Source organism: Gordonia sp. N1V (genome assembly GCF_029269935.1).
Lineage (GTDB): Bacteria > Actinomycetota > Actinomycetes > Mycobacteriales > Mycobacteriaceae > Gordonia > Gordonia polyisoprenivorans.
The window spans coordinates 371320-388219 of the sequence record NZ_JARJDD010000002.1 but is presented as its reverse complement, the minus strand read 5'-3'; the positions used below and the strand labels follow the sequence as shown (position 1 = coordinate 388219).

Below are 16900 nucleotides of genomic sequence, written 5' to 3'. Positions count from 1 at the left end.
TCCGATGACGGCTCATAACCCCAGCTTCGACCTGGCCGCCACGTCGTAGGCGGTCTGCTCGGCGCTGCGTGCGGCCGTCGCCATTGCCGCCGTTGACGTCTCGGGAATGCCACGCTTGCCGATGACCTGAGCCACCGTCGGAACATCACCGGTCTCGATGGCGTGAATGGCCGCCTTGGTGTCGGCGATGATCTGATCGGTGATCGTCGGAATCGGTTCGGTGGCCGGGTCATTCGTCTTGGTTGCTGCAGCGTACTTCGCCATGGCCTCGGTGATCTTGGAGTTCACATTCGCGACCGAGTCGGCCGAGTAGCCCGCTCCGCCGGACAGGATCGAGGTGTCCTTCTTGAGCGCGGGGATGACGTCGGCGCGGACCAGTAGGGTGCCGTCGTGGATCAGGCCAATCACGTTGCCGGTTTCGGCATCTCGGATGACCTTCTCGGCGTCGGCCTTGACCTTGTCCCAGTTCGGGACGAGATAGACGACGACGGGTGTCGCCACGAGGACGACGATCAGAAGTGCGAAGCCGACCTTGCCGGGGATGTATGGCAGCAGCAGCGTCAGAACGGCGAGCAGGCCAGCCGCGCCGCTGGTGACCGACGCCCAGATCGCCTTGTTCGCCTTCATGACGCGCTCGGTGCGACGTACGTCCCGTGTCCGTCCGGCTTCGGATCACGAGCGCCCTTGATCTCGATGTCCACGCCGAGCTTCTCTGCGATGGCATTCAGCGTGGCGCATGCGGCGCCGAGCGCGTCGGCGGGCGTGCGGTTGCCGAGCATCTCGAGGCCGGGGAACGACTTCTGGAGATCCACGGTCACGTTGCCGTGCGCGTCGGTCGACGTGACGAGATCTCGCGCGCCGGTGAGCTGGTACCGGTTGTCCTTGCCGTCCGAGATCCCTGGGCCGCAATAGGTCTCCAGGCACTCGAAGATGATGCGCTTCAGTGTTGCTTCGTCCATGTCGAGCTCTCCTGTTCCGCTTCCGCCGAATTGGCCGAAGTCATCTTTCAGTGATTCGTTGATGTCGCAGGGCACCCCGGCGATGTAGGCGTAGCCGAGGTTCATGTTCTGGTAGATATGGGCTCGTTGATCGAGGTTGCCGCCGGACCAGGCCGAGGTCTGCCAGGCATAGGTAGCCACGCCAGCGTCGAAGGCCCGCTTGACAACCCAGTAGCCGCCGTACACCCCAACACGGCTTTTGCCGATGGCATCGCAGGCGCCCTGCAGGTAGGCGTTGATGGTGACCGACTGGGACTCGGTCGCATCGAAGTCGGCCGAGAAGTAGATCGGCGCACCGCCGATACCCACCGACGCAACGTAATTCGATGCCCAGAGGGCATCGTCGTGGCCCCCTGCATATCCGGAGAGCATTCGGTCGGCGGTCGTCTCATAGTTCGCGACGATGGCAACCCCCGCGTCGTGCATGGAGCCGACTTCCCATTCCTGCAGTTGCTTGCCAGGTAGTCCCGATCCGCCGTCGGTCAGGTACCGACAGACGAAAGACCCACCGGCCGACTTGATCTGGGCGCCGGTGGGACGACCACCGGCGTAGTCGTATCCTCGTAGAGTCATCAGTGAAACCCCTTACGCTGCACAGGTACCGATGATTGCCGATAGGACCGACGACAGTCCGATATTGGTCCAAAGGTGACCGGTCGAGCCTTCGTCGACCGCCGTCGCGCTGGTGGCCGTACCGAATGCCTGCATGGTCGAATACGGCACCTCAGTGTCATTGTCCGCGTAGCACACCGTGCACGAGATGCCGCTGTACTTTCCGTTCTGCGCCATCGTCGTCGGATCGTCCGTCGAGTTGGTCACCCCCGACGGGTAGGCGGCAGCAACCGCCGACGCCGCCGCCGAGTAATTGATGTCCACGAGGGCGTTGACCCCGACGAACCCCTTCACCCGATCACTCGGCGTCGCGAGGTTACCCGCCCAGTTCAGCGTGGTGGTACCGCCCATCGAGAATCCAACCAGCACTAGCTTTCCGGCACCGACATACGGTGTGCCAAAGGAGTTATCACCGGTTTGCACGAAGTCGGCAATGACGCCGACCTGGGTGCGCGTAGCGGCGTTACCGAACCCGCTGTCACCGCCGTATAGCGACGTGACGACACCGTATCCGGCGTCAGTGATCGCCCGGGCGAACGCGTCCATCTCCGGGTGCGTGATGAGCCCTGACGTGTCATCGCCATAACCCATCGCGAGCAACACCATTGGCGTTCCCGCCCCCGGCTGCCAGTCGGTCGGCAACCAGAACTGGCAGAAGTCGGTCAGTCCGGAGATGTTGTTACCGTCTCGGTATGCCTTGAACATTACAGATTCACCGCTTTCATGGTCACAAAGGAGGTTCCGTCCGGCGCCCAGGTCGGATTCAGGGTCACCGTCACTGGATTGGTGTTGTTGGTGTTCGCGCCGGACACCACCCCGACGTAGTGCCCGGCGGCCGCACCCTTCGGGATGCGAGCCGTCATCGCTGGCGGCTTGGCGGACGAATACCCACCCGACAGTGCAGGACTCGTGAAGATGTTGTAGGCCAGAGTTTCATTGGTGTCGGCATTGCGGATGAAGACCTCGAACTCAACGGTCGAGCCGTCGGTGCCGCTGCCGAATACGACAATGCCGAGATCCAGGGTGATCTCCACTGGGCCGTCGGTCGGGTCGATGAAGACATGGGAGCCGTTGATCCACTGTGTATCGTTGCTGAACGACTGCGGTGCGTACCCACGGGCGCAGACGTTTTCGGTGTAGCTCATAACTATCCCTTCATGTTTTAGGCGAGGTGTGCAGCCAGCATCGAGGCGATGCGCTTGTGGCCCAGATCATTCGGGTGAACGCTGTCGGTGAACAGGTATGCGGTATTCCCGCCCATCCATGTCTCATCCCAGGGCGAAAGGTACTGAACCCCCTGTGACAGCGCGGCGGCCTTGAGTGCGGCGTCGGTCTGCTGCAGCAGCGTTCGCTGCTGGCTGTTCGCCAGCGGTGGCGAATCCCACGGCCCAACGACGATAAGCGCAATTCCAGCTGCGGTCGCCTGCGCCCACGTCGCCTCGGCGGCTGCAACGATCTGGGCGGTCGTGTTGATTCCGTCAACGTCGTTGTACCCCATGGCGATCATGCAGATGTCCGGCGCCTTCGGAACGATGTCGGTGGCTATCCGTGCCTGCAGGTTTGTCTTACCACTCCCAGCCGGAACGTTGATGTATCCGGTACCGCCGAGTCCTGAACCTTCGATCCCGTTCCATCCCAGCATGATCGGCAAGAGGTCGACGTATCCCGCAGTCTTGGTGGCTGTCGCACCGGTCCCTTCGGTGAAGCTATCCCCGGCGATTATCATGTACGGCCCGATGGCGGGCGTACTCGGATAGTAGAACTTGCCGGACGAGTCGGGGATGAGCCAGCAGGTCCAGTTGTTCCCGCGCACGATGCGGATGTTCCGCCTTCGGGCGTCGGGAAACACTACCTGGAAGAACCCGTTATGACCGTCGGTCGCCGTGGTGCCGGGGTAGCTGGCGCACAGGTAACCATCGACCCAGATTTCAAGCCACGTGAGCGACTGATATGCCATCGACATCCCGATGTCGAAAGCCATTCCGTCATAATCGAAGTCGAGAGTATAGGTCGATCCACCGGTTGAGGAACCGGTAATTCCGCCCGCTTTGACGAAGTGCGCATAGCCGGACACGGTGGGCTCGATGACCGACCCTGGCCGGATGTTGGGCGACGCCTTGCCGTTGGTCGAGATGAAGGCGTCGCCGTTAACCCACGCGGTGGCCCCGGTCGTTGTCGGCGAGGATGTCTCGGCCCCGAGGGTGACCCCGGGTGGATGCTCACGCTTGGCGCGATTGAGGAAACCGATGAAGTTGGCGGCACGCTGATTTAGCAAGGAGATACGTTGGGCTGCGGACATGTAGGTGTCGTCAGCAACCAGTTTGGTCAGGAGGCCAGCCGAGGTGATCTGCTCCGACACCTCCGACGCCAGATCCGACTGGTGCACCACCGGATTCGCAGCCGGTGCGACGTACGAGGTCGGGTAATTCCACCCCTGGTTCAGAAACGTGGTGACATCGTCCTCGTCGACGAATCGCTGTAGGTCGGTGTTTCCGTATCGGAGTAGCACTGCCATGTCAGATGTCCATCCAGTAGAAGTTGGTGAGGCTGGCCCCGGCGGTGAAGAACCCGTGATTCATGCGGATCTGCGCGAATCGGTGGCCCGGACCGTGGGTGATGATCGCGCTGGAGTCGGTCCACGTCAGGATCGCGGTACCGTTGAACCTGGCTGTGTAGGTGTAGATTCCACCGCTGACGGTGCATTCGAGGGCATACGTTCCGGCGCCATAGTTCGTTGACGACGATGCCTTGACCGTTCCTGATTGCGTGACGATCTGGTTGTATCCGGCGCCGACAAGGAACATCATGCCGCCCGATCCGGTGTTGTCCATGCCGCCGCAGATGCCGGTCTGAACGATGGTCGGAGATCCGATGTCGGCCTGGACGCGCCATTGGTCGGTGGCGACCTGGTAGTCGAAGAGTGCGTATTCCCAACCGTCAGTGGAGCTGCCGTAGTTGACGGTTCCGCCCGAGCTGGTCTGGCTGATGGTCAGGTTGTTGCTGCTCGTGCTCGACAGCGACCAGTTATCCCAGGTGAGCGAGGCGAAGTGGGTGTACCAGGTGCGCGGCTCTCCCGCCTGCCCCAGGTCGACGCCGATGCCCACCCACACGGTGATGGCGGTGTAGAGGGTGTCCATGTACGCCTTCGGCATCGACGACGGTGCCGCGCCGTAGGAGTCGGTGGGGTTACGGAATGCGCCGATCTGCAGTGGCTCGAATCCGGGAAGCGAGCTGGCGCCGGGGAATTGAACGGCCCCTAGTCCAACGGAACCACTTCCCGTCATCCGGAATTGCACCGCGCAGACGTCGCCCGCGCTGATGGGCACCGAGCTACCGAGCGTCACCTCGACCATGGCCAGGGTGCCAGTGAGGGTCGAATGGATGTCGGCCGACGAGTAGATCAGATTCCAGGCGTAGGTGCTGGGGTCCATCTTGTACAGGTCGACACAGAAGGTACTGACAGTGCCCGAGTAGTTGGCGAGGAACTGGATCGTCGATCGTGCGCCGTCCATCATGAACCGCACACCGGCGATCCGGGCGAGAGTCGAGGTGATCGTCGTCGACGGCGTCGTGCCGCCGATGGCGACCGCCAGCTTCTCCCAAGAGAAGCTGACATCGGCGGTCGGGTCGATCGCCCACCACATCGGCCGGTTCGAGCTGACGTTGTAGGTGGTGTTGTTGCTGACGGTCTGGGCGTTGCTCGCAACCCCGTTGGCGTTGGTGGCCGACGCCTGCGCGAGGGCCGCGCTTTCCGTGGCCGCTTCGGCCTGTGCGAGCGCGTTCTCTGCGTTCTCGACCTGGATGTCGGCCCATGCTTGCAGAAAGGCGAACGGCTTCACGCCGAGCACGTTGATGCCGGCGAGCGCGTATCCGACTGCCGCGAGCAGCATGTCGACGAGCGCGGTGCCGTAGTACCCGTACTTCGCCTTGTCGATGACGCTGGCCATGGGTTAGACCGGCACTCCGACGAGCGAGAACCGACCTTGGGTGTTGGTGGTGCTCCAGGTATCGGCAGTGGACGCTACCTGCTTGGCGACGAGGTAGAACGTCTGCGCGGTGGCCGCCGGAACTGTGGGCATCGTTGCAGCGCCGGGATTCGGCCCAGCAGTGACCGGGAACGGCCCGATGCCGTACTGGCCGTGCCCATAGGCAACCTGCGTGCCGGCAGACGGGTCGCCCATGAGTACCGCGAGATCGACCTTGGTGTTCGCGGTGCCACCGCACAACAGCTGGGCATCCACTCGCGGCGTCCATGCGAACGGCTGAGCCGCGACACTGAGCGAGGCGACGAGATAGCTGCCCGAGGCGCCCGAGTACGGGGTGTTGAACGAGGTGTAGGGAGTCGTCTTCGGCCCGAAGGTCTTCTTCGGCGCGGCGACCTGCCACTTACTGTTCGCCGCGTCCCAGTAGAGGCCGAATCCGTCGGCGAGGGCGGAGATGTTCTCGATGTCCGAGCATCCCGAGAGTTTGCTGTTGGTGCCGGCCGCGCCGGCCGCTCCGTCGCGCACCGCCAGTCGAAGGATGTAGTGCGACGCCTCCCCTGGTCCGCCCGGGTCGACCAGGGACATGACTGGGGTCGGCATGGTGTCTGTCGGCCCAATCTCGGTGACGACCACCGAGTCGATCACCGGCGGCAGACCTGGCGTGCCGTTGTAAGCGGCCGGGAGGGTGGTGTAACTCCCGGTCGGCAGGATCGTCAGGATCGCGGTGTTCATCGTCGATGGATCGATGGTGCCGGTGAACGCGATCTGGCAGTCCAGGATCACGGGTTCCGTTGATGTCACAAGGTTCTCCTAGTTGCTCGAGAGCAGCGCGACCTGCATAGCGGTTTCGAATCCGGCGAGCTTTCGCTGGAGCTTCGCCTCGGGCGCCTCTTGCGCGCTGCCGTCGCCGATAGTGACTTCGGTGTGCACGCGGTTGGTGCGGTCGTCGACCACAGTCGCTTCATCGACGTAGTCGGTGAACAGCCTCGATCGACGAATCCAGGACACGAGATCGCCGACCTCATAGTCTTTTCCGAGGGTGTAGGGCACGCCGTCGTAGGCGATGATCTGGCCGCTGACGTAGCCGCGTGTATCCCACATCGCGATCTCGAGGGCGAACCACTCTTCGAGCGTGTAGGCGGTCGAGCCGGTCGAGGTATAGAACTCGGGATAGCCGTAGGGCCCCAGTGCCTTTCGTCGATCGGCGTTCTCGACGAGTTGGAAGGCCAGGATGACGTTGTCGAACACGCCGTCGAGCAGGGTATCCGGGATTCCCGAGACGGCTGCCGCCGCCCCCGCTGACGCTGCAGCTACTGCGGCAATGATCGCCGAGATTGCCGCCTCCAGCAGGACGTCGATCAGCTTGTTCACCCAGTCGGGCGAGCGACCACCACCAATCACGGTGTAGGCCAAAGGATGATGGTAGTTGGTGTGACACTCCTTGATGCCCGAGCGCGGATTGTCACAGTTGTAGATCGACCAGGGTGGCGTGAAGTCCACACCGAACGCCGGTGCGATGTTCACGCCGTCGGGCGCATACTCGCCCGTCGGGTTGAGGAACGGCAGGATGCTCTCGCCGAATGCCGACTCGAGCAGGTTGGGAATGTCCTCGATGAGTCCATCGACGAGGGTTCCTGTGGGGCCGGTGATTCCGCTCTTGTCGCGCACCCGGATGCAGATTGTCGGCTCGGTGAGTGTGTACCAGGTCGGCGCGGGCTGTTCGTCGCCGGGCATCCACAGGTCGACGGTGATGAGAATCCCGTTGTCCTTGCAGATCTGATCGACAAGCGTTGCGACCGTGTCCATTCGGCCGGACACGGCAACCGTCTTGGAGGTGTCCTCCCAGATCTCGTTGATGAGATTGGTGTGGTTCGGGACTACGACACAGGGTGTGAGGAGTCCCTCGTTCATCATCATCGTCGCGAACCAGGCAGACGGATTCGTGATGTTGTTGACGAGTTCCCATGCGCCGGACTGGAGTCGACCGATTTGTTCGGTGATCATGGTCTCGATAACCGTGACCGCGCCGCCGATGTAGACGGCTTCCTTCGGGATCTGCACCTCGATCGGTAGCGCGAAGTTCGGCCACACGAGGATCTTGTTGAGCCAGTTCCAATCTCCGAGGCACTGCAGGGTGACGGTCGGCACGCCGTCGACGAGGTCGTCGGTGGCGACGTCGATGCGCCCGGACCATCGCATCCCGTTGACGGTGATGGTGATCGGAACGACGGTGGTGTAGCACTTGAGCGCCCAAGGGATACACGGATCGTCGCCGCGCAGGACGATGGTCGCCGTCGGTACGCCGTTGCGCTTGAAGGTGACGGTCGAGCTGATGTAGTCACCGATGGTGGCAACCGTGCCGTAGACGTTCGAGAACATCTCGATCTCGAACTGCGGCGCGGCCAGCAGATCATCGGCCTTGCGCTTGTCGGCAAGCTGGTCGGCAACGACCATCGCTTCCCAGGGGTCAAAGTTGTTGAGGTCGAACGGAGCCCCGGGCGCCTTCTTGAGTACGCCGTCGGAGTTGGTGCGCACGATGCCGTGCAGATCGCTCGAGCCGCCGGCGTAGCCGTCTGGTGTCGACGTTGCCGTGGCGTGCAACCCGGCGCCGCCGACGTCGCCACCGACACCGTCGGGGCGTGGTGTGGCCGTGATGCCGAGCGACGAGCCGCCGAAGGTCGCTCGAACGCCTTGGGTGGAGGTGGATTCGGTGACGGTCGTCGTCGACATCCCGACCACGCCGAGGTTGCCGGCGCTGACCGGATTGGCGATCACGGAGAGGGTGGCTGTGCCCGTCTTCGTCAGTGCACCGTCGTCGGCGGCCGTAACGGTGACTGCCATGAACGCACTGCCACCCGCATATCCGTCGTCCGAAGTGGTTGCCGCACCGGTTAGTCCAGCACCAGAGGAGGTCGCCCGAATGCCGTTGGAGCCCTCGCCGGCCGAAGCCACCAGACCAGAGCTGCCGAAGGTGGCACGGACGCCGTCGGCTGAGCCGGCCCCGGTGATCGATTCGGCCGCACCACCGAAGGTCGCGCGAACGCCGCCGGCCGAGCCGGCCTCTGTGATCGCCTGAGACGCAGAGCCGGTCCACGCGCTCGCGGAGTATGCAGCGCTGATCCTCACGAAGACGCCAGCCCACATCGCCGTCGGCACAGTCGCCGATACCGTGTCCGAAGTCGCCCCGCCTGTGGTGTCTTCGAAGACGCAGTTCCCACCAGCGGCTGTGGGCGCTGAGCCGTTCGCCTTGTAGCCCCGAATCAGACCGGAGGTGGCAGTCGAGGCACCTGAGCCCTTTGTCGCAAAGGCGCCGACGACGAAGTCGGTTGCAGCCGACACCGTCACCGCTCCTGACGATGCTGCCGTGGTAGCTCCGGTTGCGGTGACAGCGGTTCCGATTGACGAAACACCGCCGTATGACACGGCAATAACCTCTGCCGTGGTAACCGAACTGAAGCTCACGGCTATCGTCTGTGCACCGGTCGAGACGCCGGTCAGGACGAACAGGTATATCGTGCCGTTGTCGGTGCTCGACTGATGCCCCAGCGCGGTCATTGCCACGCCGCCGCATGTCACGGTGGGGGTGATTGAGGTCGAGCCGAGGCTCACGGCCGCGAAGACCGTTGCCGCCGAAGTCCCCACGGTGAGCGAAGTACTCAGCGACGAGGTCGAGTAATTCGAGTTACTCGCGATAGCGTCGAACGTGACCGGCGCGGCTTGGATCTCGGCCAGTCCGATCGTTACGTAAGTCATACCGTTGGAGGCGCCCGTGTAGCCGTAGGTCGTGCTCGATCCGGAGCACGATCCCTGGAAGGTGTAGAGGTCATCTCCGGCCGAAGTACCGAGGTGCGACAGCGATGTCGTCGCAGCCGTCGGAGACGACAGGGTGTTGGCCGCCGACCAGTCGGTGACGCCGCCGAAGACGAGTGAGGTAGCTGCCGGCGTTGCAGCGGCCGTCGACGCCGCGTAATTCGCCACCGTCACGCCGGATTGCACCGGAGACGCCCCAAGTACAGACTTCACCGACATCTCGCCGCCGTGCGTGGAGTTCGCGGTGGTGGCCTTGACGGTGATCGAGCCCGGCGCGGTGGCGTAGTACCGGCACCACACCTCGACGCCGTCGGCGCCGCCAGCACCCCCGTTGTTGCTGCGGACGAGCAGCGTGAAGGAGTTTCCGGCAGAGTCGACGACGGTCGAGGTTGGATTGCTGGCCGACGTGGCGGTGCAGACCACCGCGACTACAAGTGTCTGGGACTGCGGCGTAAACGACGCGGTCGTTAGTACCGGATTCGACGAGTTGGACGTGACCGCACTCGGGGAGTTGGTGGCGTCAACGGAGATTGTCACGAAGTGACCTTCAGAAGAATCAGTTCGCGGCGATCGGAGCGAGGCTCAAAACGTCGGTCGACAACGTGTAGGTGTCACCGGTCGCCCAGGCACGAGACGAGTTGAGCGCGGCGGCCCAGAGGAAGTTGCCGGAACTCACCGCATCCCAGAATGAGATGTAGGCGAGCGTCTCCGAGACCGACGCCACCGAGCAGGACCAGGACGGTGCAGTGCCGGTAATCGACAGCGATCCACCAGATGCGGCAGCGTGGGCGATCGCCTTGCGAACGTCGCTGGCCGTGCCAGTGGCGGTACCGGCGCTGAGTCCGGTCGTGCCGGCGGCTCCGGGCACGGCGGTGTGTAGCTGCGCGTAGATGGCGCTCGGCGCGGTAAATGCCGTACCGCGCAGCATGTTCAGCCAGGAGTTGGCGAGGTAGGGCGAGAGACCTACGGAAGACATGGGGTTCTCCTTTTACTCATGACGAAGCGGCGCTCGAGCCGGGACTGACTTGAGCGCGAGGTGGCGATGGCCTACTCGGGCCAGAGGCGATAGGGGGTGACTGCGGCGACGATCGATGTCACGCCAGGTGTTGCACCGGTGATGGAGACCGGAATGCGGGCCCACGACGGCTTATCGCCGACCCCGGGCAACGGCGTCGCGAACCGGCCGGACAGCAGGCTGTAGAGATTCGTCGAGGTCGTGATCTCGACGATGCTGCGCTCGTTGGGCTGCGTGACAATCTTGACTGCCTGGCCTGCGGCGAGTGGACCGAATGTCACTGTGGCCCCGGACAATCCGTCACCGAGGGTTAAGAGCGCGAACGGACCCTGGGCGATATAGGTAGGCCAGGAGGGGATGGCTCCTCGATTCAGGAGCCGGACAAATCCCGACGCGCTCGCGGTCTGTGGATCCCACTTGTCGGTGGAGTCGAAGGATCGCCAGAACGGAATACCTTCGGTCTTGGCGACCCAGGCGTAGGACTGGGAGCCGATAGGACCGGGACCGAGGGTGAGTTCGTCGCCAATCTCTTTGCCCTGCCGGACATAACACCACCACTCCCCCCGGTTCGCCGTGAACCAGTTGAGGCGTCCGGCGGCGTACATCGACCAAGAGTCAAACCAGGATCCGTGGATGGAACGGAACGACCACGGGGTGTTCCCGTAGATCGTTGCCGTGAAATCGATCTCCATCGGGTCATAGACCGTATCGAGCCAGACGTCCCCGTCAGCGCGGGCGGTCTGCTGCGTGATCGGTTTGCCTGGCGCCATCAGTCCCTTGAACTTGGACGCGATGACACCTTCTTGGGCTCCGAGAACAGGTGCGAGACCGCCGGATAGGTGCCAGACATCATTCACGGCCCCGGTCGGTGGTACGTACTGCACCACCGATTCGGCGCCGGACCGCAGCGACAGCACGGCTCCGACCGTCGCCTCGGGGGTCGGAATCATCGAGTACCACCTCCCTGGTGTGCGGACATCTCGCGATAGATGTCTCGAGCGACCTGGCGACCGTCGGCACCGTGGTTGTGCATGTTCTCGATGAGCACGGTCGCCTTCGGCCCCGCGCCTTCGCTGTAGGCAAGGCTGTCGAGCTTGCGCTTGTCCTCGAAGTTCAGGATCGGCTCGGGCCGGTTGGACTTGTTGAGCGCCAACTCATCCGGCATGAGCCAGCCACCATCGTCGAAGATCGACACCGCCGCACGCTTGGTCTTCTTGCCGTTGCTGTCGGTGGTGTCGTCGGACGTGACTCCCTTGCGGGCGAGCTGGCTGTTCTTCTCGTCGTTCGCGTTCGGCTTGCGGGACTGTCCGGCAATGACCGACTGGGCAATGACGCCGGGCACCTTGATCACTGCGAACTGATTCGGATCCTCAAAGTCGGTGAGCCCGAACGTCTCGAACAGCCCGTCGGCGGCGATGCCGCCGACCTGCTGGCCGAACTGCTCGGCGGTCATCAGCGAGCCGGTACCACCGCTCGAGGAATCGTCGGAGTTCGTCGATGGCGTCGACGTGTTCGTCGACGAGCCGTTCTGCAGCTGGGTGATCTGGTTCTGATACTTCTTCGCGTTCGACTGCTGGGTGGTCGCGTCGTCGCGGTACTTCTTCGCCGCCGCGCGCTGCTGATCGGCCTGCGCGAGCGCCTTGTTGGCGGCCGCCTGGTACTGCTGACGGACCGCGTCGGATTTCGCGGTCTTGGCGTGTTCGGTGGCCACCTGGGCGTCGGCGGTCGCCTTGGCGACGGCGGCGTCGGCGGCCTTGGCGTCTGCGGTGTCCTTATCCGCTGCGTCGTTGGCGGCCTTCACCTTGTTCTGCAGGTCGGTGACTTTCTGCTGGTCCTCCGAGGTCAGCGTGATGGTGCCGGTCGTACCTTCGCCCGTGCTCGGCGACATCGTGTTCGTACTCGCGTTGTCCGCGTAGTACTTTGCAGCGTCGAACGGCGGCGAGAACAGCTTCGGGTCGAGGTGCCATTGCTCGGTGAACTCGTGGTCGAACGGACTCACGGCGTCGCTGCCGACGCGCATCGTTTCTCCGCTAGTCCTCTCCTCGAAGTTCGTTCCGAGGATCGACATCGCCATATGGTCGGCGTTGGTGCCAACGATCAGCGCGTCGGACTGCGACGCACCCTTGATCATGCCGGGCCATCCGCCGGCCATCAGAGAGGTCGTCGTGCCAATCCGCGCAGGGCTCTTGCCCTCGGCGATATCGGTTCCGAACGCGACGAGTCCAGAGCAGTCGAGCCCGGACCAGGAGCCGCCGCCATAGTCGTATGGGGTGGACGAATGCTGCTTGAGCGTGTCGATGGCGACTTCGGGTCCGCTCTTGACGGTGGTGGTACCGCCCGATCCGTCGTCGGTGGTGCCGCCACCAGCGAAGTACATCGGGACGATGCCGCCGCCGGCGTAGCCGTGGCCGTGCCCCCAGACGCCGTTAATATCGCCGCCGTACTGGGCGCGGACGTAGCGCAGCGCGGCGTCCATGTTCGCCATCGGGTCGAGCCGGTTGTTCGGGTCGGACGGGTCGCGGAACTTGGCGAAAGTGCCTGGGGTGACCTGCAGGATTCCCGCCGCCTCGTTGCCGCCCGAGTTGACGTCATGCACCTGCTGGATGATCGACGGATTACCGCCCGACTCGGTCGCAATCTGGGCAAGCATCGCGTCGATGAACGCCGACGGCGGGTTGTAGCCCTCCTTGGCCAGCGCCTTCATTGCCATGTCGCGCCATGCCTGCACTGCCCGCGCGCCGGCGACCGGGCTGTCGTGTCCTGCCTCGGGGTGATCCGAGAACCACTTCTTCACCAGATCGACCGCGCCGTCGATGATCTTGCCTGGGATGCCGGTGATCGCCGACTTCCATTGCGAGGCATCGCCGGGCGTCTGCTTGGTCAGTCCGATGACCTTCTCGAACATCTTCTTGATGGCACCGCCGGGGTCGGAGACCATCTTCGACATCAGGTCGGCCGCGTCGGTGACGTCGCCCCAGGCGCCGGAGACCATGCTCTTCGCGTCGCCCCAGAGCGAGCCAAGGAAGCCGCCGGCGGCGTGGACTGGGCCACCCATCTGGGAGTTGGCCGACGGCCGACCGCTCATCGCGTTGATGCCGAGGATGAAGTCGTGGCCGAGCATCCGGGTTGCCTCGGGAGTGAGAACCGACTCGCCCGGAGACAACACGGCCGGAATCGAGTCGACCCCCGGCGAATAGCCCGGCAGCACGCCGGGCCCCGAGTGGACGCCTCCGCCCGCGAACGGCACGATACCGCCACCCGCGAATCCCTGTGGGAGACCGACCTTGTCGATGGTGTGCAGGCCGAAGACGCCGGCGACGTGGTTCCACACCGGGACCACCGCGTCGTTGTACACAGTGTCAATGACGAACTTCGCGGGAGTCTTGACGATGTCGACGATGCGATCCCACTGCTGCTCAACCCAGTCGACAGCGCCCTTGAAGGCGTCCTTGATTCCACTCAGCACATCGCCGATCGCGGAGCCGACAGGCTTGATCACCGAGTCGTAAACCCACTGGAAGATCTTGCCCCACTCCTGGATCTCGACCTTGATCCCCTCGACGACGGGCTGAATCACGTTGTTGTACAACCAGTTCCATACGTCGCCGATGAGATGCATCACGGGCTGAATCACGTTGTCGTACAACCAGTGCACGACGATCCCGAAGCCCTGAATCTCGAGCTTGATCCCTTCGACGACCGGCCGGATGACGGACTCGGCGAGCCAATGCCACGCCGAGCTGATGAAGTCAAACACCGGCTTGATCACCGAGTTGTACAGCCAGTGCACGATCGCGCCCCACGCCTCGAACACCGGATGGATGATGCTGTCGTACAACATCTTCACGCCCGCTGCGAGGAACTTGAACGCGAGAAGTGCGGCTACGCCGATCACGGTGGCGATCACCGCGCCGACGACGCGGACCCCGAGCTCGATGCCGTGGATAACCGGCTGAATCGCCGTCCAGGCCGCCTGCACGCCGTGCCAGAACGTCTCGAACCAGCCGACGGCGACTCGGATGCCGTCTTCGATTCCATGCCAGGCGGCCATGAATCCTGTTGCGATCCAACCAGCGAAGGTCTTCAGTCCGTCCCAGATCTCGTTGACGATGTTGCGGAACGGGGTCCAGTGCTTGTACATCTCGTACAGACCGACACCGAGTGCGACGATCGCCGCGATGACCGCCTCGATGGCAAGCACGATGGCGCCCAACGGGTTTGCGTCGAGCGCGACGTCCATCTCGGTCGCCGCAACCGTCGCCGCCTCCTCCGAGGCGGTAAAGAATCCCATAGCGGTTGTGACGCCGTTGATCGCCAGCTCGTTGAGCTTCATGATGCCGCTGACGGTCTTGAATACGAGGTAGGCGCCGGCTGCCGCGCCAATAGCTCCGACGAGGATGTCGAGGGCGATCTTGTTCTTCGCCAACCACTCTGACGCGTCGGCGACCACCTTCACCACCGATGTCACCGCCGGGAGGAAGGTGCTTCCAGCGGAGACCGCTGCGGCCTGTAGCCCATCCTTGGTGCGCGAGAGCTGCCCGTTGAGCGTGCCCATCGCCTCGTGGAAGCCCTTGACGGTGCCGTCAGCCTCGGTGGTCGACTGGGACACGAGCTTCACGTTCGCCGACGTCTTCGCGTAGTTCTCGCCGGTCAGCTGGAGAGCGACATTCATCGAACTCGAGTCGCCCGTCGCCTTCGCCAGTGCCGAGGCGTAGGTCTGCACGTCCGAGCCGCCGGCCTTGAGCATGTTGTTAAACCCGTGGGCCGTCTGATAGGTCGACAGCCACTGCCGTGCGAGGCCCGCCTGGTCGGCGGAGAGTCCACCAATCCCCTTGCGAAAGGCGGTCATTCCAATCTCGCCGGAGGAGAACTCTTGCGCGAGCTTCTGTGCGGCAGGGCCGAGGGCGTCCATCATCTTCGAGGCGTCCTGGGCGGCGATCTTGCTCTGATTGAAGGTGTTGAGCATGACCTGGCCGCTCGGGCCCATGTTCGACATGATGGCGGTGGAGATCTCCTCCATCGAGCCGGACAGTCCCTGCTTGCCGAGATCTCGCGAAAGCTGTTGGGAGCTAATGCCGACCTGGGACAGCTCGGCGGTCATCCCCGACGTCGGGTTCTGGAGATGACGAATGGCGTCGGCCATGTTCTGCGTCGCCTGATCCGCTGACATACCGCTCGAGGTCATCTGGGCGAGCGAGCCATAGAGGTCATTGATGGAGATGCCCGCCTGGGCGGCGAGCGGCTGCACGGAGTGCAGCGAGCCGGCGAACGCCTGCAGGGTGGTCTTACCCTGCGAGACGGCGGTGACCATCTTCGACATCACAGTGCCGGCCTGGTCGGCGCCGAGGTGGTAGTCGTGCAGCGCGGTGGTGACCGCGTCGGTGGTCTCGGTGAGGTCGGCATTCTCGGCCTTGGCGCCCTGGGCGGCAGACGTCATGACCTTCAGGCCGTCGGCGCCATGGAATCCCGCCGACTCCACGGTGTACATCCCCTTGGACAGCTCGCCGGTCGAATATCCGACGTCACCGGCCATTTTGATCAAACCGTCACTCACGCCTTGCAGTGCGCTCTGCTGCTCGCCGGCCGACGTGACGAGTCGCTCCTGACTCTGCTGGAAGTCGGCGGCAGAGTGCACCGCCAAGCCCATTCCGACGGCGAACGTCGCTGTAGCGGCGGCACCGACCTTCATCGCGGTGCCGAGTGCTGCGTGAGATCCCGCTGCGGTCCTTGAGGCCACCGCCGACGCATCGGCGGCCCGAGACTGCTCGAGCTGAGCCGAGGTCAGCCCTCGATTGGCGTCGGCGAGCGCGGCGGCGGCCCGGGTGTTCGCGGTGCGCGCGGCCTCGAGGCGGTTCTCGGCGGCAATCGCCTGGGACGATCCGGCCGCGTAGCGGTCGGTGGTCTCTCGAAGCCGCGCCATGGCGACCTCGTAGCGGCCGGCCGCTGCGGTGGCCTTGTCGGACGCTGCAGCGGCGGAATTGGTGGCGGCCTCTACTGCCGCCTGAGACCGTGCGAGCGACGCCTGAGCCTTCTCGGCGGCAGCGGTGCCCGCTGTGTTTCCCAGGCGTCGCTCGAGGTCGCCACCGAGAGATGTGGCCCGTGACGTGATGTCCGAGAAGATCTTCTCGAGAGCCCGCATATCGAATGCAGGAACGAGATCGAGGAAGATGCCAGAACCGGATTCAGTCACGGATCACCCCCTCAGTCCCGGCGCATGACGCCGTCCTCGGTGACCATCGGTCCACGGTTCCTGTTGGGCAGAACCAGCTTCCCGGTCATCTGATCGTGAAGGAAGTTGTGCAACGACTCCTGGAGGTGCCTCTGCTCTTCGCGTTCGGCGAGCTGCGCCGGGGACTCGAGGAGCTTCGGCTTCATCGTTGCGCCGTTGGCGGCGGCGTGGTCGCCGCGCAGCAGCATGAGCTCGTTGGCGAGGCGGGCGGTGACGTACTGGTCGTGCGTCCAGTCCCCGTCTCGCATCGCCG

General features: G+C 63.9%; 12 protein-coding genes. All 12 read right to left on the bottom strand.

Annotated features, from left to right (window positions below; translation table 11 throughout):
* Positions 1–12 precede the first annotated feature (12 nt).
* A complete protein-coding gene (locus P3L18_RS04440; protein ID WP_276113383.1) occupies positions 13–627 on the bottom strand; it encodes a hypothetical protein in 615 nt (204 codons plus the stop codon).
* Positions 624–1571 (bottom strand): glycoside hydrolase domain-containing protein, encoded by a 948-nt coding sequence (locus tag P3L18_RS04435; RefSeq protein WP_276113382.1) that lies wholly within the window; start codon positions 1569–1571, stop codon positions 624–626. The genes P3L18_RS04440 and P3L18_RS04435 overlap by 4 nt, the downstream gene beginning before the upstream one ends.
* A 12-nt stretch (positions 1572–1583) precedes the next feature.
* On the bottom strand, positions 1584–2315 hold the full coding sequence (locus P3L18_RS04430; protein ID WP_276113381.1) for an alpha/beta fold hydrolase: 732 nt from the start codon (positions 2313–2315) through the stop codon (positions 1584–1586).
* The gene (locus P3L18_RS04425) at positions 2315–2755 is read right to left on the bottom strand and encodes a hypothetical protein (RefSeq protein ID WP_276113380.1); all 441 of its coding nucleotides are present in this window, start codon (positions 2753–2755) and stop codon (positions 2315–2317) included. The genes P3L18_RS04430 and P3L18_RS04425 overlap by 1 nt, the downstream gene beginning before the upstream one ends.
* A gap of 17 nt (positions 2756–2772) precedes the next feature.
* Entirely contained in the window at positions 2773–3996 is a 1224-nt protein-coding gene (locus P3L18_RS04420; protein WP_276113379.1) for an SGNH/GDSL hydrolase family protein, read from the bottom strand.
* 130 nt (positions 3997–4126) lie between these two features.
* Entirely contained in the window at positions 4127–5557 is a 1431-nt protein-coding gene (locus tag P3L18_RS04415) for a hypothetical protein (protein WP_276113378.1), read from the bottom strand.
* 3 nt (positions 5558–5560) lie between these two features.
* The gene (locus P3L18_RS04410; protein ID WP_276113377.1) at positions 5561–6394 is read right to left on the bottom strand and encodes a hypothetical protein; all 834 of its coding nucleotides are present in this window, start codon (positions 6392–6394) and stop codon (positions 5561–5563) included.
* Between the two features lie 9 nt (positions 6395–6403).
* Entirely contained in the window at positions 6404–9940 is a 3537-nt protein-coding gene (locus tag P3L18_RS04405; RefSeq protein ID WP_276113376.1) for a hypothetical protein, read from the bottom strand.
* 19 nt (positions 9941–9959) lie between these two features.
* The gene (locus tag P3L18_RS04400) at positions 9960–10379 is read right to left on the bottom strand and encodes a hypothetical protein (protein ID WP_276113375.1); all 420 of its coding nucleotides are present in this window, start codon (positions 10377–10379) and stop codon (positions 9960–9962) included.
* A gap of 71 nt (positions 10380–10450) precedes the next feature.
* The gene (locus P3L18_RS04395) at positions 10451–11368 is read right to left on the bottom strand and encodes a hypothetical protein (protein ID WP_276113374.1); all 918 of its coding nucleotides are present in this window, start codon (positions 11366–11368) and stop codon (positions 10451–10453) included.
* Entirely contained in the window at positions 11365–16608 is a 5244-nt protein-coding gene (locus P3L18_RS04390; protein WP_276113373.1) for a phage tail tape measure protein, read from the bottom strand. Before P3L18_RS04390 ends, P3L18_RS04395 begins: the two co-directional genes overlap by 4 nt.
* 11 nt (positions 16609–16619) lie before the next feature.
* Entirely contained in the window at positions 16620–16895 is a 276-nt protein-coding gene (locus P3L18_RS04385; protein ID WP_276113372.1) for a hypothetical protein, read from the bottom strand.
* Between the last annotated feature and the right edge of the window lie 5 nt (positions 16896–16900).